Source organism: Arenimonas sp. (genome assembly GCF_047602345.1).
Taxonomy (GTDB): Bacteria; Pseudomonadota; Gammaproteobacteria; order Xanthomonadales; family Xanthomonadaceae; genus Arenimonas.
In genome coordinates this window covers 1-22130 of record NZ_JASGHN010000003.1, presented here as the reverse complement: position 1 = coordinate 22130, position 22130 = coordinate 1, and the positions used below count along the sequence as shown (strand labels likewise).

Below are 22130 nucleotides of genomic sequence, written 5' to 3'. Positions count from 1 at the left end.
GGCCGCCATTCTCTCTTGTTTCCGCGCCGCGCGAATCAGTCGGCGATGCGAGCGGCCCGTTCGCGCGTTTCTAGCGTGCCCAGGCGCGTCTGGTCCTTGAGTTCAAGGAAACGCACCTCGTACGGGGCGCCATAGCCGCCCGGGACATGCGCGCGATCGAAGGCCAGGCTCAACTGACGCGAACCGGCGTCCAGCCAGGCGGCGCCATGCGCCTGCGATACCGGGCGGGCGATGCCGTCGCTGCCGGTGGCGTAGAGGGTAGCGCCGACTTGATAGCGTCCGGTCGAACCCACCTGCAGCGGCACGGTCAAGCGCAGGCTCGCGCTGTCGAAGCTGTAACCGTTGGCGAGCTTCGCCGTGGGCTGCGCGATCGCCACGGCAGTACGCACGTCGCGCTGGATGCGTCGTCCTCCTTCCACACTGCCGGCCAGTAGCTGCACTTCCCAAAGGCCTGGCGCGCTACGGGCTTCGTCCGGCACGGTCGCGCTGGCCGAATAGGAACCGTCAGGCGCACGCGTCACGCGCAGTTCGTAGTTCGCGCCCGCCGGTGAAATCAACTGCCCCTGAAGTTCGGCGGTTGCGATCGGGCGGTCTGCCTTGCGCATCGCCACGGTGACCTCGAGCCGATTGCCGGCCAGCAGATTGGCGCGGTTGGCGCGAGCATCGAGTCGATAGGGGCTATCGGGCTCGTACACGTGCACGAGGTAGCGACCGCGTGCCTGATCGAGCTGCAGGCGGAAACGGCCCTGGCCGAGCGCGGGTTCCAGGCGCAGCACGGCGGTGCCGGCGCTGACGTCCATGCCGGCTTCGCGCAACTGCGATTCGCCGGCCGACTGCGCGAAGGCCTTGCGCGCATCGATCGCTTCGCCGCCGCGCGACAGGCGCACCATCGAAAGATCGACACGGGCCTGGTGGTCGGCAGGGCTCAGGCGGATCAAGGCGCCGGGCGACGTGGTCTCGATATCGAGCCCGCGCCGCAATTCCCCGGCGTCGGCCTGCATCCAGTATTCGCGGCTTTCGGCGGTGAATCGCTCGGCATTGCGAAGCTCGGCGTGCGGATCCAGTCCCCAGGCGAAATGGACCGGCTTGCGTTCGAAATCGCCGGCCGGCACCGGCAGGGCAAGAGCGCGCTGCGCGACCAGGTCGTTGCCGTTGGCCGGCAACCAGTTCGCCGCGTAGGCCTGGGATGTGAGTGATGCAGCAATCAAAGCGAAGATCAGGGTCTTGTTCATGGTCTGTCCTCAGCTCTTCATGTCGGCGCGAAGAATGGTGTCCAGGCCGAAGCAGGCGCGGCGGCTCTGGTTGTGCGACAAGGGTTCGGCGCCTGCCATGCGCGTCTTGTCCTGGAACCAGACCGTGCCGGCTGCGGACTGACTAGTGCAGTTCAGGAATCCGTCCGAGCAGGAGTTCAGCCACCACTGCGTGGTTTCGAGGCCGACGTTCTCGGCATAGCCGCCGCAGTAGGAGTCCGAGTCCCAGATCGCGGAGTCGACGTCGGTGCCGACGACGCTGCGGAAGGTCTTGGGCAAGGCCGGACGCCCGCTGGTGCCGTACAGGTTCTGCGCGTTGTATTGCGCCATCCAGCTGACCTGTTGCTGGCGCACGGCATCGTTCTGGTAGCCGAGCAGCCAGCCGAGCGAGGTTTCGAAGACATTGCCGGCCAGCACCGCGTCAGCCAGCGGCGTACCGGCAGACGAGGGTGCCAACGCGTTCACGCGAACGATCTTGCTGATGATGTTCGGGTAGCGGCTGTCGTAGGTCGGGTTCGACATGATCCAGCGCACGACGTTGCCGCCGTTCGAATGGGTGATGACGATCAGTCGGGTGATGCCCTTGGCGTTGATGAAGTTGGTCAGTTGCGTCGCCAGGCAGCCCGAGGCGCGGCTGTCCCACATGTACTGGGTGAAGTCGCAATTGATCACGACATAGTTGGCGGGCGTGGTCAGGCCGCCGCGCACGTTGTCGACGAAAGCCGGTTTCCAGTAGTCCGCATAAGCGTTGGTTTGCGAGCCCGTGCCATGCACGAAGGCGACGCCGGTGACCTGCGCGTGGCACAGGTTGGACAGGGCCGCCAAGGCAGCCAGAAGTAGATAGCGCACGTTTTCCCTCCCCGGAAAGCGATGCGGGGTGGGGCCTCGTCCTGTGCCCCCGACCCGGATGTCGCCGGCACTTCCCTTCGCCAGCGTATGGCGCCTGACTATACGGATCGGTATGTGACGGTCAACACATTTCGATGCTGCGTCGCGGGAGCTGCGGCGCGGCAGAAACCTTGAAAGTACCGTGAGGAAAACTTCTCAACTAGTTGAATGCAGGCCTAAAACTCAAGATCAAGTGCGGCGCATAGATAGTCAACCAATGGCGCCAAGCCCTGGAAATGCCCGGCCAAGGCCTGGCGCAGCCTGGGCCCGAGCACCACCGCATCTTCCAGGGCTGCGGTCGCTACGAAGTCCTTGCGTTTGATGTCGTCGATCAATTCGTGATCCGCCGGAAACCCGCGCGGCGGGCGGCTGAGGCTGTCGCCATCCATCTCGTAGCGGCGCTTGAAGGCGGGCGAGCGCACGGCGGCCTTCCAACTGCCCGGGTTGTCGATCAGGAATTGGCGAATCTTCCTCTGCGTATCGGGTTCCGGATGCCAGACGCCGGCGCCGACGAAACAGTTGCCGGGCTGCACGTGCAGGTAGAAGGACGGCGCTTCGACCTGCTTGCTGCGTGCATGGAAGAAGCGCGCGCCACCCCAGGGCTTGTACGGCGTCTTGTCGTTCGAGAAGCGCGTATCGCGGTGGATGCGGAACAGGGAACCGCCGACACCTTTCGGGTCGGCGCGGTAGTGCTCGCTGACGGCCAGCAAGTCGGGCTGCAGATCGGCGATCAGGCGCTGGAAGGGCAGCTTCAGGTGCTGCTCGTAATCGTCCTTGTGCGCCTGGAACCATTCGCGCTCGTTGTTGCGCGCCAGGCTGCGCAGGAACTTGAAGGTTTTGTCGGTGAAATACTGGCTCATAGCGTCTCCTCGATCCTTCGTCCCCAGGCCTCCAGGCTGTCCAGCAGCGCCTGCGGCGGGCCTTCGGCATGCGTTGCGCGCAGCGTAGCGATGCGTTCGTAATACGACGTGAACCCGAGTTCCGACAGTTCGGAGCCTTCGGACAGGCGCTTGCGTCGGTAGTCGTTCCAGCGCCAGCGCTCGTCGGCGTCCAGGCTGTCGGGGTAATTCCGGGCGCGATACCGGAACAGCAGTTCCGGGTAGCGCGGATCGGCGAAGTCCTTCGCGATGGAGGCGAGTGCCGAAGGCGTTGCGCTACGAACTTTCGCGAACAGGCGACGGTCGGCATCGGGTACGAAACCATCGTAGAGCGCGGCGTCGGCGTCGGTGGGTGCCCGCGCCGCTTCCTTGGCGAACACGCGCCGGACCTTCTCCGCCAGCGCCGGCGCAGCGCGCAGGCGCTCGGCATGCGCTTCGCAGCGCTCGCGGTCGATGCCGAGCCGGTCGTAGTCGGCGCCTCGCAGGTGTTCCAGCGGAATCAGGATCGGGCAGCGGTTGGCATGCACTTCCTTCAACGGAATGCGCGCCACGCCCTCGGGCAGATCGGCCGTCGGCGTGTAGATGCGGCCGGCGATGTCCGCTGCCTCGAGTTCCAGCAGTTCGGTCGGATCGGCATCGAGGTCGAAAACGATGCTGCGGCTGTCGATCTTCGGATGCCTCGCCAGCGGCAGAACCAAGGCGCTGCAATGCCGCGAAGCCGGGTAGCGCCCGGAGACATGCAGCACCGGGCGCATCGCCAGCGGATCGAGCAGTTGCGTCGCATGGCGCTTGTCGCGCGCTTTCAACGCGTAGTCCCAGAGTCTGGGCTGGGCGGTACGGAACAGCCGCGCCATGCCGATCAGGGCTCGCACGTCGGACAGGGCTTCGTGTGCCTGGCCCTCGCGCACGCCATTCGCCTCCGCGAGCTGTTCCAGCTTGAAGCTCGGTGCGCCGTCTTCATGGGTGGGCCACTGGATGCCGTCCGGGCGCAAGGCCTCGGCCAGGCGCATCACGTCGAGAAGATCCCAGCGCGAATTGCCGTTTCGCCACTCGCGTTCGTACGGATCGTGGAAATTGCGGTACAGACCGAAGCGCAGGAATTCGTCGTCGAAACGCAGCGAGTTGTAACCGACCGCGCAGGTGTCGGAGACGGTCAACTCCTCCTGCAGTTGCGCGAAGAACTCCGCTTCCGGCAATCCATCGCGCTCGGCCTGCTGCGGCGCGATGCCGGTGATCAGCACCGCTTCGGGCGAGGGCAGCAGGTCGTCGGCGGGCCGGCAGAAGATCGAGATCGGTTCGCCGATCTGGCGCAGCTCCGCATCGGTACGGATCGCTGCGAATTGCGCGATACGCGTACGCCGCGGATCGCGGCCGAAGGTTTCTAGGTCGTACCAGAGGAAACTGGCGGTCATCCCTGACTCGCGTGCGGAAAGGTTGTGCCGGGATTCTCGCAGATGGGCGCGATCGATGCCTCAGCCGGCGGCGGGCAGGGCATCGGGCAGGTGCGGATCGGCCGCCGAGAGGGCCAAGGACAGGTGCAGGCGCGGCATGCCGATCGCATAACCCTGCACGTAGTCGACGCCGCATTCGTACAGGCAGTTCAGCACGGCAGGGTCTTCGACGCATTCCGCGATCGTGCGCTTGTTCGCCGTTTCGGCGATCGAGGTCAGTGCCGCGATCACGGTGCGGTCCAGCGGATCGTCCGGCAGGCCCTGGATCAGCGAACCGTCAATCTTCAGGATGTCGGCTTCCAGCTGCTTCAGGTAGGCGAAGGTCGAGAAGCCGGTGCCGAAATCGTCCACGGCGATCTGGCAGCCGAGCTGGCGTAGCTCATGCAACTGCCGTTGCGCATTTTCCAGATCGCCGATCGAATGCGATTCGGTGATTTCGAACACCAACTGGGTCGGATTGATGTCGTACTCGACGATCTTGCTGGTCACGTAGGCCGGCAGATCGCCCTTTTCGAAGGTCTGGCCGGAAACGTTGATGGTCAGCGCGAAGGGACGCGGGCTATGGCGCACTTCGCGCATCGCCTTCAGTGCGTTGTCGATCGTCCAGCGATCGATGTCCGGCATCATGCCGAAGCGTTCCGCCGCCGGCAGGAAGGCGCCGGGGGAAATCAGCTCGCCCTGGTTGCCGCGCAGGCGCAGCAGGACTTCGAACAGGGCATCGCTGTCGGCGTTGCGCTCGAGCTGGCGTAGCCACAGGTCGCGCGTATTGCCGGTCGCCAGCTCGCGATCGACGCCTTTCAAGGGCACGATCGGTTGATAGCAGAGCACGAAGCGATCGGTTCGCAGGGCTTCTTCCAGGCGCACGGACCAGCCCAGGTCGACATCCATCGCCGCCTGGCGACCGGAAGCGGGCGTGTACAGGTGCGTCTGGTTGCGACCGGCGTTCTTGGCGATATGGCAGGCGATGTCCGCATGCGCCATCGCGTCATTGAGCGAACCGGTATCGCGATCGAGTTTGGCGGCGCCGACCGACAGAGTGATGCGATAGTTCTTGCCGCCGTAAGTGAAGGGCGTGGCCGTGAGTACGCGACGGAAGCCATCGGCCAGCGTCGGCAGGTCGTTCGCCGAGACATTGGTCAACAGGACCGCGAACTCGTCGCCGCCCATGCGCGCCAGGTAGTCGCTGCCGCGAAGGCGCGACTTCAGGCGCTGGCTGACTTCGACCAGCAGGCGATCGCCGGCGGTATGGCCGGCGGTGTCGTTGATGTACTTGAAGCGGTCGAGATCGATGAACAGCAGCAGCGAAGTCTGGCCAGTGCGGCGCAGCCGGCCGATTTCCTGTTCGAGCTGGGATTCGAACCACGTGCGGTTGTTGAGTTTGGTCAGGCCATCGTGTTCGGCCTGCCAGCGCAGTTCGTCTTCCAGCCGGCGCCGCGCCGAGATGTCGCGGAAAGCGACGACCGAACCGGTGCGCTCGCCGTCCTCGCGCAAGGGGTGCACCGTACACTCGACCGGGATGCTGCGCCGGTGCGCGGTCCAGAACACGGTTTGCCAGGCGGTGATGTCGCTGCCGTTGGCGTAACACTGGTTGAGGTAGGAAGTGGCGCGCGTGGCGGGCGAACCATCCTCGTTCGAATGATGGAAAGCTTCGAAGGCGTTGCGACCGACAAGATCTTCGGCGCGCGAGTAGTGCAACAGGTCGAGCGCGGCCGGATTGACGAACTGGATCGTGCCGTCCGGCGCGACACCGTACACGCCATCGCCCACCGACGACAGGATGCCCTGCAGGCGTCGACGCTCATGGTCGATCGCCTTGGCATCGATGATCGTGCGTGCCAGCGAAGCGATGCGCGCCAGCACCAGGTCCTTGGCCTCGCTCTTGAATAGGCACTCCACGGCGCCGCAGGACAGGGACTCGTGGATGACGGCGTCGGAATAAGTACCGGTGATCGTCGCGCAGAGGATGTGCGCGGTGTCGGGGTTGTTGCGCAACGCCGAAATGAGCGCGGTGCCGTTCTGTTCCGGCATCAGGTAGTCGATGATGGCGATGTCGAACGAGTGTTTCTGCGCTTTCTGCAGGCCCTCGGCCACGCTGCTGGCGATCTCGACGATATAGCCTTGCCGCTGCAGGAGCTTGGAGTAGCCGGCACGGATGGTGGCCGAGTCGTCGACGAAGAGCACGCGCAAGGCGGGACCGCCGACGCCCAGGCTCAGGTTCCCGGTGGGTGCGGTCGGCAGCAGCAGCTGTTCGAGCGCCGCGCCGGTTTCCATGTAGTCGCTCCAGAGCAGGAGCGCGCTGCGCGGGCGCGTCATGCGCCAGTTGACCGCTGCGGAGTCGTTGGTGTCCGCGAGCACGAGTACGGGCAAGTGTTCGAAGCGATCGCTGTGCAGCAAGCCGAACACATCTTCGGCCGACCCGTCGGTGTAGTCCGGCCAACCGAAAAGCACCGCCTCGACGTTCACCGTGCTGAGGTTCATGCGCTGCAGATAGGCGTAGGCCTCTCCCAGCGAGGCCACCGCCGTGACGCCGAATCCGTGTTGTGCCAGCAAGGCCGACAGGGCGCGTCGGCGCGTCTGGGAAGCCTCGGCGAGCAGGACGGGTTTCACGCGCGGTTCCAGGGTCAGGAACGGTTCAGGCTACTCCCCCGGCCCGATGCCGCCAAGTCCCGGCCCTCAGGCTTCTTCCGGCAGTGGCGTCAGGCGGGCACGCACCCGGGCGTCGGCCGCGCCCAGATCGATCTCATCGAGGTTGCGACAACCGGCTGTGCTCTCGGCCAGCAAGGCCCGTTGGGTTCGGCCACGCTCCAGAGCCGTCGCGTAGGGCACCCGCATGAAACTGACCATGGAGTAGCGCGGAACGAACAGGCCTGGATGGCGTTCGGCCAGTACGCGCTCGAGTTGCCGCTGAAGCAGGAAATCCGGATCGTCGACCCGGTCGCGCATCTCGATGTAGTTCTCCAGCGCCATCGCCTGGATGGCGGCGGCATTGGGACGACGCTCGGCTTCGAAGCCGGCGAAGGCTTCGTCCCAGCCGGCGGCGTTTTCGATGTGGCGCACCAGTGCGAGGCAGTCCTCGAAGGCGCAGTTCATGCCCTGGCCGTGGAAGGGCACCATCGCGTGCGCAGCATCCCCCAGCAACACGGCGCGTCCATCGAGGCGCCAGGCATCGAGGTAGAGGGTGCCGAGCCCGCTGGTCGGGTTGTTCGACCAGTCCGCATCGAACTCAGGGATCAGGGGCAGGGCGTCGGGAAAATCGCTGGCGAAGAACGCATGGGCGGCGCCGACATCTGGCAGCGTGGCGAAACTCGGGGCTTCGCCCTCGTAAGGCAGGAACAAAGTGACGGTGAAAGTCTTCTCGGTATTGGGCAAGGCGATGCACATGTAGCCGCCACGCGGCCAGATATGCAGCGCATTGGGCTCGATGCGGAATCCGCCGTCGGCCGCCGGCGGGATCTCAAGTTCCTTGTAGCCATGGCCGAGCGGTTCGAAACGCTCGTTGATGGCGACCACGCTATTCATTGCATGCCGTAGTCCCGAACCGGCGCCATCGGCGCCGAGCAGAACGGAGAACGCGTGTTCTTCGCGACGCTCGCCGGATTCGTCGACGACGGTGAAACGCCGGGCGTCGAAATCCACCGCTTCCAAGCGTGCGTCGAAACGCAGGCGGGCGCCCACAGCTTCGGCGGCGTCGAGCAGGGCGATGTTGAGACGGCCACGATGCACGGACCAGATGACCTCGGAATCGTCCTTGCCATAGCGCAGCAACTGCGTCGGGCCGTCGAGCGGATGCACCATGCGGCCGCGCATCATCACGGCCTGCGCCATCACTTCATCGGTGAGACCGGCCTGGCGCAATCCATGCAGACCGCGCTCGGCGAGCGCCAGATTGATCGAGCGACCGCCCTCGTAACCCTTGCGTCGCGGGTCGCCGCGTTTTTCGAACACTTCGACCTGCCAGCCACGCTGCGCCAGGAGGGTCGCGAGCAAGGCGCCCGCCAGGCCGGCGCCGATGACGGTGATTGTCTGCGAACCAGCCTGCATTCGATGTCCTAGCTGACGAGTGGGTTCAATGGAGCGAAACGGCGGGAGATGGATCCGAACGCGTCGCACCGGTGGAAGGAGCGAAGGCGACGCTGCGATTGCGCCCGCCGCGCTTGGCGTCGTATAGCGCCTGGTCGGCCTGGTCCAGCGCGACGGACAATCCGCCCTGTCCGGCGTGCCAGCGCCCGACGCCTATGCTGACGGTGACCTGGACTCCCTGGAAATCGCAGGCAGCGACATGCGCGCGCAGGCGTTCGCCCAATGCAGGCCCGACCTCGTCGCCGGCGTCGACCAGCATCACGGCGAATTCCTCGCCGCCATAGCGGAACAGGGGCGTGCCGGGGTCGAGCAGACGACCGAGTTCGGCCGCCACCTGGGTGATGATGCGATCGCCGACCAGATGGCCGTGCTGGTCGTTGATCGACTTGAAGTGATCGATGTCGATCAGCAGGAAGGTGCAGCTGCGCGCCGTGCTGCGCGGGCTAGCCAAGGCCTCCAGCGCTTCGTTGAAGGTGCGCCGGTTCAGGCAATTGCTGAGGGCGTCGTGATCCGAGTGGTAGCGCAGCATCGAAGCGGCGCGTTCTTGCAGCAAGGCATAGGTGTACATGAAACAGACCAGCAGGCCGTAGCCGCTGGCGAAGCGCACGACTTCGATCGCCGGCAGCAACAATGCCGTGACGGCGGACGCATAGGCTCCGAAAACGATCATGCCGGCCAACGCCGGGCCGGAGCGCACGAGGAAAATCAGAACCGGCGGAAAGATGTAGGCCCAGTGCTGCATGTTGCGGCCGTGATACAGGCCGAAGGCCATCACCACCACCAGCAAGAGGGCGATGGACAGGAAGAACAAGGTGCCGCCCTGCGCTTTGGGCAGGACCAGCAGGCCAAGGATGCAGACGACGGCGATGCCCAGCACTACCCAGGCCAGCAGCGCCGTATCGGCCAGTCCCATCCGTGTATTGAGGCCCCCGAGGATCACCATCAACACCGAGATCAATACCGACAGCACCAGCGCGACTCGCCAGCGCAGGACGTCGCGCAGCTGGCTGAAGGAGTCACGCCGGAGATCGAGCATGCTCAGCGCTCCGGCGACCCGCCTGCGGCCCATGCCTCCACCGCGAGGACGAAAAGCCGCACATCCTCGAAACGGTTGTACAAGGGCGTCGGCGAAATACGGATCACGTCGGGTTCGCGCCAGTCGCCGACGATGCCCTGCGACATCAAGTGTTCGAACAGCGCGCGTCCGCGCTCCCGGCCGCCCTTCACGCGCAGCGATAGCTGGCAGCCGCGGCGCGCCGCTTCTTTTGGCGTGACGATCTGCAGCACATCGCCCAGCCGTTGCCGGATCAGCGCTTCCAGGTACCCGGTCAGTCTCTCGGACTTCTGCCGCAGGTTCTGCATGCCGGCGCGCTGGAAAATCTCCAGCGATACGCGCAACGGCGCTAACGCGAAGATCGGCGGATTGCTGAGCTGCCAGCCATCGGCGCCGGGCGTAGGCACGAACTGCGGGCCCATGCGGAAACGCGTGGCCTGGTCGTGGCCCCACCAGCCGGCGAAGCGCGGACGGTCGCTGCGTGCATGCCGTTCGTGCACGAAGGCGCCGGCGATCGCGCCCGGGCCGGAGTTCAGGTATTTGTAACTGCACCAGACGGCGAAATCGACGCCGCTGTCGTGCAACTGCAACGCAAGATTGCCGACCCCGTGGGCCAGGTCGAAGCCGATGACGGCGCCCTGGCTGTGCGCCCAGCCGACCAGTTCCTTCAGGTCGAAAGCCTGGCCTGTCCGATATTGCACGCCCGGCCACAATACGAGCGCGATGCGATGGCCTTGTTCGGCCAAGACGCGTTCGAGTGCCTCGCGCGAGATGGTGCCGTCGGCTTCGTCGCCTTCGATCTCGATCAGGTCGGTCGCGGGGTCGAAGCCGTGAAAGCGGATCTGCGATTCGACCGCATAACGGTCGGAGGGGAAGGCGCCGGCTTCGATCAGGATGGCGGGGCGGTCGCGCGTGGGACGATAGAAACTCACCATGAGCAGGTGCAAGTTCGCCGACAGCGAGTTCATCGCGACCACTTCGGAGGGCAAGGCGCCGACGCATTCGGCCAGCGAGTCGCGCACGAAGGCGTGGTATGGCATCCAGGGATAGCGCCCCTGGAAATGCCCTTCGACGCCGTGTTCGGCCCAGTTGTCGAGTTCGTCCATCAGCGCCGGGCGCGCGGCCTTCGGCTGCAGGCCGAGTGAATTGCCGCAGAAATACAACTGTTCGCGGCCCGCATGCTTCGGAATCAGGAATTCGTCGCGGAACGCGCGTAGAGGATCGGAGGCGTCCAGGCCTTGGGCGTGATCGGCGGAAAAAAGGTCGGTCATGGCGTGACAGAAGAAGGGAAACGAGGCGTTCTGGTCGGATGCGCGTTCACGCGAACCTCGACAGCGGCAGACCCAGCCATTCCAGTGCGGTGCCGTGGTAGATGCGTTCCTGCTCGGCCTGCGAAAGACCCATCGCCGCGATGCCGGCGCCGGGTTCCTGTTCGCCGAGCGGGAAAGGATAGTCGGTACCCAGCATGGTGCGGCTGACGCCGACGGTATCGATCAGGTAGCGCAGCGCGCGCGGATCGGCGACCCAGGAATCGAAGTACATGCGCGGCAGGTATTCGCGCGGGTTGCGCGGGTTGTCCGTCGCGACGAGGTCGGGGCGCATGTTGAAGCCGTGTTCGATGCGGCCGATCGTGTACGGGAAGCTGCCGCCGCCGTGGGCGAAGCAGATCTTCAGGCGCGGCAGGCGTTCGAGCACGCCGCCGAAGATCAGGCAGCAGGCGGCGCGCGAGAGTTCGGCCGGCATACCGACCAACCAGGGCAGCCAATACTTGGGCATGTCGTCGGTGCCCATCATTTCCCAGGGGTGCAGCAGGATGGCGGCGTTCAGGTCCTGTGCGGCCTCGAAGAACTCGAAGAGTTCGGGTGCGTCGAGGTTCCAGTCGTTGACGTGCGAGCCGATCTGCACGCCCTGCAGGTCGAGCTGGTCCATGCAGCGTTCGAGTTCCTGGATGGCCAGGCGGGGCGATTGCAGCGGCACCGTGCCGATGCCGGCGTAGTGCCGTCGGTGCGTGCGGCAGGTTTCGGCCATGTGGTCGTTGAGCGACTGGTGCAGTTCCAGCGCATGGTGCGGCTTGGCCCAATAGCTGAACATCACCGGCACCGTGCTGATCACCTGGACCTGCACGCCGAAGCGTGCGTAGTCGGCGATGCGCTCTTCCGGATCCCAGGTCTTGGGCCAGATCTCGCGGAAGAACTTGCCGTCCTTGTAAATACGATGCCGGCCGTCGTCGCCGTGATGGATCACCGCAAAACGGTTGTCGCCGTACTTGGCGGCGAGGTCCGGCCAATCGCGGGGCAGGTAGTGGGCGTGGGTGTCGATCTTGAGCATGGCGGCATTGTAGCCGGCCATGCCGGCCGGGGTCAGGTGTCGGGGAACTCGTACTTCGCCGGCGCGGGATTGAGGTGGCCGCACTGCTTGCAGGTACGGTGTTCGCGCGAGCGGTAGAAGCGTTCGAAGACGGCCGGGAAGTCCGTCTCGATGTTGTTGAGGTGGAAATATTCTTCGTAGAGCTTGTGGTTGCAGCGTTCGCAGAACCACAGCAGACCGTCGTCTTCGTGCGCGAGCCGACGGCGCTCGATCACCAGGCCCACCGAGTTGGGCATGCGCTGCGGCGAATGCGGGATCCGCGGCGGCAGGTAGAACATTTCGCCGGCCTTGATCGGCACGTCGCGGACCTTGCCGTCCTCCTGCAGGCGCAGAACGGCTTCGCCTTCGAGCTGGTAGAAGAACTCCGGGCCTTCTTCCCAGTGATAGTCGGTGCGCTGGTTGGGGCCGCCGACGATCATCACGATGAAGTCGCCATCGACGATGCACTTGTTGCCGACCGGCGGCTTGAGCAGGTGGCGGTGCTCGTCGATCCAGGCCTGCAAGTTGAAGGCGGGCGTCAGCGCCATGTCACTTCCCCTCCGGCAGTACGGCCAGGCACTTGAGTTCGATGGCGATCGGCGTAGGCAGGGCCGTGATGCCGAGCGTGGTTCGGCAGGGCGCCTTTTCCGCGTCCGGGAAATACTCGGCCCAGACGGCGTTGTAGTGGCGGAAATCCGCGGCCATGTCGGTCAGGTAGACGGTGACGTCCACCAGGTCGTCCCAGCCGGCGCCGCTGGCTTCCAGCACGGCACGCACATTGGCGAAGACGGAATGGCATTGTTTGACGATGTCGTAGCCGATCAATCGGCCATCGTCGTCGTGCACGTTGCCTGGGATGCTGTTGTTGCGCGCATCGCGCGGTCCGATACCGGACAGGTACAGCATCCGGCCGACGCGCCGCGCATGCGGATAGAGACCGACGGCCTTGGGCGCGTTGCCGGCGTGGATGGCTTCGCTCACGGGGTTGTTCCTTGCGCGCGGACTCTGGCGATGGCCGTTTCGAAGGCGGTGGCGAGGGATTCGGAACGATCCACGTCCATGCCCAGCTCGCGCACGCGGCCATCGAGCAGGCTATAGACCCAACCGTGCACCGACAGCGGTTGCCCACGCGTCCAGGCGTCCTGCACTACGGTCGTCTGGCAGACGTTGGCGACCTGTTCGATCACATTGAGTTCGCACAGGCGCGCGTGCCGCAACGATTCGAGCCCCGCTTCGGCGAGCAGCGGCGCGTGCTTCTGGGCCACGTCCGCGACATGGCGCAACCAGTTGTCCACCAGCCCGATGCGGGCGCCGGTCAGCGCCGCGTGCACGCCGCCGCAACCATAGTGCCCTACGACCAGGATGTGTTCGACCTTGAGCACGTCGACGGCGAACTGGATGGTGCTCAGGCAGTTCAGGTCCGTGTGCACGACGACGTTGGCGATGTTCCGGTGCACGAAGACTTCGCCTGGCTGCAATCCGGTGATCTGGTTGGCCGGGACGCGTGAGTCGGAGCAGCCGATCCACAAGTACTTCGGTGCCTGCAGCTGGGACAGGCGTTTGAAGAAGTCCGGATCTTCCTCGCGGACCTTCTTCGCCCATGCCCGGTTTCGCTCCAACAGTTCGCGCAGTTCGCTCATGGATCAGCCCAGGTTGATGCAGACGTTCTTGGCTTCAGTGAAGAAACGCATGGCTTCCAGTCCGCCTTCGCGGCCGAGGCCAGACTGCTTCACTCCACCGAAGGGCGTGCGCAGATCGCGTTCGAGCCAGGTGTTGATCCAGACGATGCCGGCTTCGAGCCGCTCGGCGACGCGATGCGCGCGGCGCAGGTCGCTGGTCCACACGCTGGCCGAAAGGCCGTAGGAGGCGGCATTGGCAAGCGTGAGCGCTTCTTCCTCGTCGTCGAAGGCCTGCAGGCTCAGCACCGGGCCGAAGATCTCTTCGGTGTTGGTACGAGTGTAGGGGCCAAGGCCTTCGATGATGGTAGGCGCCATGAACCAGCCGTTTTCGCATCGTCCGGGTGGCTGCAGCGCTTCGCCGCCGCAAAGCACGACGGCGCCTTCGTCGCGCGCGGTGGCGATGCAACCGCGGACTTTGTCGCAATGCGCCCGGGACACCAGGGGGCCCTGTTGCGTGGCTGGGTCGTCGGGATCGCCGACGCGCAATTGCCTTGCCCTGGCGACCAGTTCGTCGCGTACTTCGTCGTAGATGCGGCGTTCGATCAGCATGCGCGAACCGCACAGACAAATCTGCCCGCTGTTCTGGAAAGCGGATCGCATCAACGTGTCGAACAGGCCAGGGCGCGGAGCATCGGCGAACACGATAGTCGGGTTCTTGCCGCCTAGCTCCAGCGAGACCTTCTTCAGACTGCTCGCGCACGCGGCGGCGATGCGCTGGCCGACGGCCGTGCTGCCGGTGAAACTCACCGCCTTGACGCCAGGATGGTCGACGATAGCCTGGCCGACCTTGGGGCCGAGGCCATGCACGATGTTCAACACGCCAGCCGGGAAGCCGATCTCGCGTGCCAGTTCACCCAGCATCCAGGCCGTGACCGGCGTCACTTCGCTGGGCTTGGCGACGACGCAGTTCCCCGCCGCCAGGGCCGGTGCGATCTTCCAGGTGAACAGGTATAGCGGCAGGTTCCAGGGGCTGATGCAGCCTACGACGCCGAGCGGCTGGCGCAATGTGTAGTTCAGGCCGGCCTGCCCCTGGTGCGATTCGCTGGCGAACTGCATTGCCGCCGCGGCGAAAAAACGCAGGTTGCTGACGGCGCGAGGAATCTCGATATCGCGTGCGAGCGCGAGCGGTTTCCCGGCGTCGCGCGATTCGGCCCGCGCGAACTCGTCGATCCGGGATTCCAGGGCATCGGCGAGCCGATTCATCCAGCGCGCGCGTTCCGATCCGGGCAGTGAGGACCAGCCGGAGCAGGCCGAGCGCGCCGCTTCGACCGCGCTGGCGACATCGGCGGCGTCGCCGTCGGGGCAGAGTGCGTGAACCCGGGCGGTCGCCGGTTCGTGTACGTCCAGCCAAGTGCCGGAGGCAGCGGGAAGGGCGCGATCGCCGATGAGCTGAGTCAGGCTGAGCATGGGTGCAAGCTTAACCGGGCATGGCCTGCGCGGACAGTTCGGGCGCATTCAACCGTGGCTTTGTCGCACGGGTTTGGCGGAAGCGGTGGGATTCACCCAGGCCATCCATGACCTTCGCCCCTGCGGGGCGGCTGCGCCGTGCTGATCGGCAGTCTGACTACCATGGATGGTAGGAATGCCGAAACCGCAGGAGCGGGTTTCGGCCTGCCGATCAGTCGAATCAGCGCGCCTGCGGACATGGGGCAAATGGAAGCGCCGCCCCTGCCGCGAATATTGGCGGAGAGAGTGGGATTCGAACCCACGGTAGGCTCACACCTACGGCAGTTTTCAAGACTGCTGCCTTAAACCACTCGGCCATCTCTCCGATTTTTTCAGCGCCCCGGGGCAAAGCCACCCGTGGCGCGCTTGCCGCTCGGCTCCTGCCTCGCCCTCGACCACTCGGCCATCTCTCCATGGTTCGCATCTGCGTTCGCGGCTTCCCGCCGCGAACCGGAGTTGCCGGATTGTACAGAAAGCCGGCATGCTCGCATCGAGCCGACATCGCCCTTGGGAGTCCAGATGAACCGAACGGCGGCCTGGATTTTCTCGTTGGCGCTACTGTTACCGGCGTCGATCGCCGAGGGCGCGGAAGCACAGGGGGTGCCGGTGGCCGATATCGTGGCCGCGATGCAGGACTATGGCGTGCGAGCCAAGCTCGGCGAGGACGAGCAGGGCGATCCGCAGATCGAGAGCGCGCTGGCGGGCGCGAACTTCAACCTGCGTTTCTACGACTGCGCCAAGGATCGTTGTTCGTCCATCCAGTTCCTTTCCGGCTTCGATCTGGAAGAAGGCATGTCGCTCGAGGACGTCAACGACTGGAACCGTACGATGCGCTACGGCTCGGTCTATCTGGACGACGAAGGCGACCCCTACCTGCAGATGGATGTGGATGTGACACGCGGCATCGACAAGGAACAGTTCGCCGAGTGGATGGCGGTGTGGGAGGAAGTGCTCGGGCGTTTCATGGAGCGCATCGACTCGCCCGACGATACGGAAGAGCCCGAGAGCGAACCGATGCGTTCGTCCTGAGACCTGGCGCGGCGGAGTAGGGTAAGAAAATCCCTACTGCGGATTCGGACAGATCGGCATGGCGACGGGCGCTGGTTTGTATAGTCTGGCATGGCGTCAAACACGGGGAAGATCGATGATTCGGATATTCCTACTCGACGATCATGCCTTGGTGCGTACCGGCTATCGCATGACCTTGCAAGGGCAGGTGGATTTCGAGGTGATCGGCGAAGCCGGAAGCGGCGAAGAAGGGCTGCCGCTGATCCGGCGCCTCAAGCCGGACGTCGTGTTATGCGATCTGCACTTGCCCGGCATCAGCGGCCTCGAGGTTACCGAACGCTTGGTGCGTAGCGGGTCGGAGTCGAAAGTAGTCATCGTTTCGGTGCAGGAAGATGGCCCCATGCCGAAGCGTTTGCTCGATGCCGGTGCGCGCGGCTATGTCGGCAAGGCTTGTGATGCGCAGGAGCTGTTCCGGGCGATCCGGGACGCGGCGCGGGGAAAACGCTATGTCGGCGGCGAGATCGCGCAGAAGCTCGCGTTGGCCGGCGACAAGCGCTCGCCATTCGAGTTGCTCTCGCCTCGGGAACTGGAGGTTGCCCTGCTGCTTTGCCAGGGACTGCGTGCGGAGGAAATCGCGCGCCGTCTCAGTCTGAGCAGCAAGACCGTCGCGACACACAAGTATCGTCTTTTCGAGAAGCTCGGCATCAAGGACAACGTGGCGCTGGCGCGATTGGCTGGGCAGTACGGGTTGCTGGATCCGGCGCTTGCCCACTGAAAGCAGAAGGCGCCCGAAGGCGCCTTCTGAAGGAGTGCCGGAAGATCGCGATCAGATCAGGGGCGGACGCGGCTCCTCGGCCGCCGTCTCGATCTCGCCCGGCTCGCTATTCGCGGATTCAGGCACGGGCGCACCGTAGGACATCGGTGCGTCCAGCGGCGTCGTGTCGACGGTCGCCTGCTCCATCGGCAACGGCAGATCGAGACTGGCCTGAGCTGCTTGCGCCGGGGGCGGAGCGGCATCGGGTGCAGTGTGGATCGCCGTGTGTTCCAGTACGGTCGGCGTGCTGGTAATGACGCTCGGTTCATCCAATGGCTGGAAAGGATCGGCTTCGTCGGCGAAGTAGGCCACATCGACGACGGTTTCGACCTCAGCGGCCGGGGCCGTCGCCGTCGAATCGTCGATCGGCAGACTTGCCGTCCTTTCCATCGCATCCTCTGCATGTATGGCAGGCGGCAGGGACGCAGCGGGTTCCACGGCGGACATCGATGCTTCACCACTCCCGGTTGCCTTGGGGCTGGGAGGCTCGCCCAAGTCGTCGAAGTCCGATTCGTAGGAACTGACGGGCAATGCCGACGCGAAAACCGGAGCTGGCGGTGAGCGCGGTTCGTCCGACTGACCGAGCGTGCGGTCGCCTTCCTCGCCCTCCACCTCGTCATCGGGTTCTTCTTCGTCGAAATCGCCGAGGCCGGCAACAGCGCCTGCGGCGGCAGCTTCGCCGGCTTCGCCCTGCTGGCGACGGCGACGACGTCCGCCGCGGCGTCCGCGACGACGACGACCGCCTTCTCCAGCCACTGCCTCGGCGGGATTGGCGGCGCTGGCTTCGCCCGTTGCGGCGATCACGATTTCCTCGTTCGCATCAAGGGCCTTCGGCTCGTCGGCGCCGATTTCCGAGAGGGGCTGGGCCGGGGCCGCCGCCTGCTGCTGGCGTTCGGCTTCGCGTGCGGCGCGCCGCTCGGCTTCGCGGCGGATATTCTCCTGGCGCTGTGCTTCGCGACGCTCCGCTTCCTTGCGCTGTTGCTCTTCGCGGCGCTGCTGCTGCTCCAGCTTGCGCTGTTCGTCCTGGCGTTTCTGTTCTTCGCTGCGCTCGGGCTTTTGCTGCTGTTGCTGTTGTTTGCCGTGCTGTTGTTGTTGCTGTGGGCGGGCCTGCTGGTTCTGGCGGTTGCCCTGGTTCCGATTGCCGTGTTGCTGGTTGCGGTTGTCGCGACCGCGATCGCGGCCACGGTCGTTGCCGCGTCCGCGGTCTTCGCGTTGCTCGGGCTTCGCCGGCGTCGACGGCTCGATGGCGGGCGTACCGAACAGCGCCGCCTTCATGCGGGCGAAGAGGCCTGGCTTCGCCGGGGTCGCGGCGACGACAGGCGCAGGCGCAGCGGCGGGAGCGGGCTCTTCCTCGCGTGTTTCGCGGAGCGGCGCGGGTTGCGTCGGCTTGACGTTGGTGACCGCCGGCATCGACGGCACGTTGAGTTGCGCCTTGGTCAGCGAGTGGATCTCGAGCTTGCGCGGCGTCGTGCGGTGATAACTCGGCTTGCTCGTTTCTTCGCCCAGGTCGCCTTCGCGAATGCGACTGACGTTGTAATGCGGCGTCTCGAGTTGTTCGTCCGCGACGATCAGGATCGGAGAATCGTGGCGCTGCTCGATCTCGACGATGGCACGGCGCTTCTCGTTGAGCAGATAGTTGGCGATCTCGCTCGGGGCCTGCACCAGCACCTGGCCGGTGTTTTCCTTCATCGCATGCTCTTCGGCGAGGCGCAGGATCGACAGCGACAGGGATTCGACACTGCGCATGCGGCCATGGCCGTCGCAACGCGGGCAGACGATCTGGCTGGACTCGCCCAGGCTCGGGCGCAGGCGCTGTCGCGACATCTCCAGCAGGCCGAAACGCGAGATCTTGCCGATCTGCACCCGGGCGCGGTCGTGCTTGAGCGCCTGATGCAGACGATCCTCGACCTGGCGCTGGTGCTTGCTCGAATTCATGTCGATGAAGTCGATCACCACCAGGCCGCCGAGGTCGCGCAGGCGGAGCTGGCGGGCGACTTCTTCGGCGGCTTCGAGATTGGTCTGCAGCGCCGTCTCTTCGATATCGCCGCCCTTGGTGGCGCGCGAGGAGTTGACGTCGACTGCGGTCAAGGCCTCGGTCTGGTCCATCACGATCGAACCGCCCGACGGCAGGCGTACGGTGCGTTCGTAGGCGTTCTCGATCTGCGATTCGATCTGGAAGCGGTTGAACAGCGGGATCGAATCCTTGTACGGCTTGAGCTTGCGCAGCTGCTGCGGCATCACCGACTGCATGAAGTCGCGCGCTTCCTCGTACATGGCGTCGGTATCGACGAGGATCTCGCCGACGTCCGAACGCAGGTAATCGCGCAGGGCGCGGATGATCAGGCGGGATTCCTGGTAGATCAGGAAGGGCGCGGGCTTGGACAGCGCCGCGTCGGTGATGGCCTTCCATACCTGCAGCAGGTAGTTCAGGTCCCACTGCAGTTCTTCGGCGTCGCGGCCGACGCCGGCGGTGCGGATGATCACGCCCATGTCGTCGGGAATGGTCAGCGCGTCCATCGCTTCCTTCAGCGCCTGACGGTCCTCGCCCTCGATGCGGCGGGACACGCCGCCGGCAGTGGGCGAGTTCGGCATCAGCACCATGTAGCGGCCGGCCAGCGAGATGAACGTGGTCAGGGCCGCGCCCTTGTTGCCGCGCTCTTCCTTGTCGACCTGAACGACGACCTCCTGGCCTTCGCGCAGGATTTCCTTCAGGCCCGCCTTGTCGGGATTCACGCCCGGCACGAAGTAGTCGCGCGAGATTTCCTTCAGCGGAAGGAAACCATGGCGCTCGCCGCCGTATTCGACGAAGGCCGCTTCGAGGGAAGGTTCGAGCCGGACGATGCGGCCCTTGTAGATATTCGACTTCTTCTGTTCTTTCGACGGCTGTTCGATGTCGATGTCGTACAGATTCTGGCCGTCGACGATGGCCACACGCAGTTCTTCCGCCTGCGTGGCGTTGATAAGCATCCGCTTCATTGTAGGTTCCTCACGCGCTCTACCGCGAGGAACGCCGGGGTCCACGCCCGTTGTCCGGACCGAAGCGCAGGCGCATTCGGCCCTGGGGGAACTTCCAGCGCTTCAGTACCTTGGGCGAACCCACGGGAGCGCTAAAACATTGGTATCGATGAATGGGCCGCGGAAACGCCGAGCGTTTCCAGGTTCGGTCCCGGACCGAAGCCCGGGGCGATATCCGTCCGCCTGCCACACCGGCTAACATGAACATCCCCGTGGGATGTGGTCAGCGGCCTGTCGGGAAACGCTGCTGCAGGCTTTCGGCCGGCAACTCAGCGAAATCAGGACGTTATCTCGCGGACTTAGTGTATCGGATGGGCACCCATGGCGGCAAATAAAACTCCCGGCCCGGATGGAAACCGGCCGTCTCCAGGCGGCGGCTCCGGGGGCGACAAGGCCGCTTCGGGCGGAGTTCGTCAGGTCCGGGTGCCGGAGGACCGCGACGGGCAGCGCCTGGACAATTTCCTGCTGGGCCAGCTCAAGGGCGCCCCGCGCAGCGTCATCTACAAGATCGTGCGCAGCGGACAGGTCCGGATCAATGGAAAGCGGGCCAAGCCCGATTCCCGGCTCAGCGGTGGGGATGAGGTCCGCATCCCTCCGGTCCGTCTGGAGGCGCCCGGCGAGACCCGGCCGCCGCCGAAAGCCATGCTGGATCGGCTGGCGGCCAGCATCGTCTACGAAGACAGGCTGTTCCTCGCCCTGAACAAGCCCTCCGGCATCGCCGTTCATGGGGGCAGTGGCGTCAGTTTCGGCGTAATCGAAGGCTTGCGTGCCCTGCGACCCGATGAGCCGTTCGAGCTCGTGCACCGGCTCGATCGCGACACCAGCGGCGTACTGATCATCGCCAAGAAGCGCTCGGCCTTGCTCGAGCTGCAGGCCCTGCTGCGGGAGGGCGAGGACGAGGAGGCGCCGAACAAGAAGTACCTCACGCTGCTGGTGGGCAAGATGCCCTCGGGCACAATGACGGTGGAAGCGCCCTTGCAGAAGTCGGTCCTGCAGGGCGGGGAGCGCATGGTGCGGGTGGACCAGGGCGGCAAACCCTCCATCAGCCATTTCACACTGATAGAGCGCCGTGGTGGGCACAGTTTCTGCGAAGTACGCATCGAAACCGGCAGAACCCACCAGATCCGCGTGCATGCCCAGCATCTCGGCCATCCGGTGGCGGGCGACGAGAAGTACGGCGATCGCGAGGCGAACAAACGCCTGGCCGAGCAGGTTGGCCTGAAGCGACTGTTCCTGCATGCCGCGTCGATGGAGTTCGCGCTCGACGGCGGCGCGAAACCCTATCTGATCAATGTGCTCGCTGGCGGACGCATCTGCGGGCCGTGCTCGATCGGTTCTAGGGTGGGCCTTGGTCCACCATTTTCCTTGCGTTAGATGATGCGCTTGTAGTGGTGGGCCAAAGCCCACCACTACAGGAGTTCCGCTTGCGCCGCGCAGATGAAATCGTTCTGGCTCAGGCCGCCGACATCATGGGTCGAATAACGTACGACACAGCGGTCGTAATGCACGCCGAGGTCGGGGTGATGGTCCTGCCGGTGCGCGAGGAAGGCCAGCGCGTTCACGAAGGCCATGGTCCGGCAGTAGTCGTCGAAAGCGAAGGTCTTGACGATGGCCTCGCCGCCGTCGGCCAGTTCCCGGCCCGGAACGCGGCTAGGTAGCCGTCGACCCGATCGGTCGGAAGGCGATTCTGGCGCCTTTCAGCGGCTTGCAATGTCGCGAGGCGAGTTCGGTCAATAGGGACGACATGGCGGGCTCCGGAAGCGGGCAGGGCGATCGGCGTAGAATAGCGCCATGATCAACATCTCCGAATCGGCGCAGACGCATTTTCGTCGCCTGCTGCAAACCCAGGGCGGCGATGCCGTCGGCATCCGCATCTCCGCCGTGCATCCCGGCACGCCCCGGGCCGACGCCCGGCTCGAGTTCGCTGAACACGGCGATCTGCTGGGCGACGAGCGGGAAGTGCAATGCGAGAGTTTCGTGCTTTACGTGGACGCGCCCAGTGCGAAATTCCTCGACGGGCCGAAATCGACATCCACGCCGAACCGACCGGCAACCAGCTCACGATCAAGGCGCCGCGCATCAAGGGCGAAGCTCCCAAGGGCGATGCCAGCCTGATCGAGCGTGTGCAGTGCTGTCGATCTCGAAATCAATCCGAGGTGCTGTTCGGATTCTATCGTGTTTCCCGTATTAACCTTAGCAATACGTACTTGAACCAAGAACA

General features: G+C 65.0%; 17 protein-coding genes, 1 tRNA gene and 2 pseudogenes. 4 read left to right on the top strand and 16 right to left on the bottom strand.

Going from position 1 to position 22130, the window contains the following annotated elements; all coding sequences use genetic code 11:
• Positions 1-35: 35 nt before the first annotated feature.
• From QM707_RS01090 to QM707_RS01025, 14 genes are all read right to left on the bottom strand, one after another.
• Entirely contained in the window at positions 36-1232 is a 1197-nt protein-coding gene (locus QM707_RS01090; protein WP_415000028.1) for a DUF4785 domain-containing protein, read from the bottom strand.
• A gap of 9 nt (positions 1233-1241) precedes the next feature.
• On the bottom strand, positions 1242-2099 hold the full coding sequence (locus tag QM707_RS01085; protein WP_415000027.1) for a hypothetical protein: 858 nt from the start codon (positions 2097-2099) through the stop codon (positions 1242-1244).
• A 215-nt stretch (positions 2100-2314) separates the two neighbouring features.
• Entirely contained in the window at positions 2315-2998 is a 684-nt protein-coding gene (locus tag QM707_RS01080; RefSeq protein ID WP_415000026.1) for a DUF2461 domain-containing protein, read from the bottom strand.
• Entirely contained in the window at positions 2995-4428 is a 1434-nt protein-coding gene (gene sbcB, locus QM707_RS01075; protein ID WP_415000025.1) for an exodeoxyribonuclease I, read from the bottom strand. Before sbcB ends, QM707_RS01080 begins: the two co-directional genes overlap by 4 nt.
• Positions 4429-4488: 60 nt before the next feature.
• Positions 4489-7074, bottom strand: coding sequence for an EAL domain-containing protein (locus QM707_RS01070; RefSeq protein WP_415000024.1), 2586 nt, complete (start codon positions 7072-7074; stop codon positions 4489-4491).
• A 66-nt stretch (positions 7075-7140) separates the two neighbouring features.
• Positions 7141-8508, bottom strand: coding sequence for an FAD-dependent oxidoreductase (locus tag QM707_RS01065; RefSeq protein WP_415000023.1), 1368 nt, complete (start codon positions 8506-8508; stop codon positions 7141-7143).
• A 25-nt stretch (positions 8509-8533) separates the two neighbouring features.
• Positions 8534-9583, bottom strand: a complete 1050-nt coding sequence (locus tag QM707_RS01060; protein ID WP_415000022.1) for a GGDEF domain-containing protein — start codon at positions 9581-9583, stop codon at positions 8534-8536.
• Between the two features lie 2 nt (positions 9584-9585).
• Entirely contained in the window at positions 9586-10872 is a 1287-nt protein-coding gene (gene kynU / locus QM707_RS01055; protein ID WP_415000021.1) for a kynureninase, read from the bottom strand.
• A gap of 46 nt (positions 10873-10918) precedes the next feature.
• Positions 10919-11929, bottom strand: a complete 1011-nt coding sequence (locus QM707_RS01050) for an amidohydrolase family protein (protein ID WP_415000020.1) — start codon at positions 11927-11929, stop codon at positions 10919-10921.
• A 32-nt stretch (positions 11930-11961) separates the two neighbouring features.
• A complete protein-coding gene (locus tag QM707_RS01045) occupies positions 11962-12495 on the bottom strand; it encodes a 3-hydroxyanthranilate 3,4-dioxygenase (protein WP_415000019.1) in 534 nt (177 codons plus the stop codon).
• 1 nt (position 12496) lies between these two features.
• On the bottom strand, positions 12497-12928 hold the full coding sequence (locus QM707_RS01040; RefSeq protein ID WP_415000018.1) for a RidA family protein: 432 nt from the start codon (positions 12926-12928) through the stop codon (positions 12497-12499).
• The gene (gene can, locus QM707_RS01035; RefSeq protein ID WP_415000017.1) at positions 12925-13587 is read right to left on the bottom strand and encodes a carbonate dehydratase; all 663 of its coding nucleotides are present in this window, start codon (positions 13585-13587) and stop codon (positions 12925-12927) included. The genes QM707_RS01040 and can overlap by 4 nt, the downstream gene beginning before the upstream one ends.
• Before the next feature lie 3 nt (positions 13588-13590).
• On the bottom strand, positions 13591-15033 hold the full coding sequence (locus tag QM707_RS01030; RefSeq protein WP_415000016.1) for an aldehyde dehydrogenase: 1443 nt from the start codon (positions 15031-15033) through the stop codon (positions 13591-13593).
• A 274-nt stretch (positions 15034-15307) separates the two neighbouring features.
• A tRNA-Ser gene (locus QM707_RS01025) sits at positions 15308-15397 on the bottom strand.
• Positions 15398-15591: 194 nt separating this feature from the next.
• Between QM707_RS01025 and QM707_RS01020 the strand changes: the two genes are divergently transcribed.
• Both QM707_RS01020 and QM707_RS01015 read left to right on the top strand, forming a co-directional pair.
• The gene (locus QM707_RS01020) at positions 15592-16101 is read left to right on the top strand and encodes a YbjN domain-containing protein (protein ID WP_415000015.1); all 510 of its coding nucleotides are present in this window, start codon (positions 15592-15594) and stop codon (positions 16099-16101) included.
• 115 nt (positions 16102-16216) lie between these two features.
• Complete coding sequence (locus QM707_RS01015) at positions 16217-16855, top strand: response regulator (protein ID WP_415000014.1); 639 nt, start codon at positions 16217-16219, stop codon at positions 16853-16855.
• Positions 16856-16906: 51 nt separating this feature from the next.
• On the opposite strand, the gene rne is transcribed toward QM707_RS01015, so the two are convergent.
• Entirely contained in the window at positions 16907-19870 is a 2964-nt protein-coding gene (gene rne, locus QM707_RS01010) for a ribonuclease E (protein WP_415000013.1), read from the bottom strand.
• Positions 19871-20230: 360 nt separating this feature from the next.
• Between rne and QM707_RS01005 the strand changes: the two genes are divergently transcribed.
• Positions 20231-21283 (top strand): RluA family pseudouridine synthase, encoded by a 1053-nt coding sequence (locus tag QM707_RS01005; RefSeq protein ID WP_415000012.1) that lies wholly within the window; start codon positions 20231-20233, stop codon positions 21281-21283.
• Between the two features lie 35 nt (positions 21284-21318).
• Here QM707_RS01005 and QM707_RS01000 read toward each other — a convergent pair.
• Positions 21319-21655 (bottom strand): annotated as a pseudogene (locus tag QM707_RS01000) (4a-hydroxytetrahydrobiopterin dehydratase).
• 218 nt (positions 21656-21873) lie between these two features.
• Here QM707_RS01000 and QM707_RS00995 point away from each other — a divergent pair.
• Positions 21874-22130, top strand: a pseudogene (locus QM707_RS00995) (hypothetical protein); the annotation flags it as partial.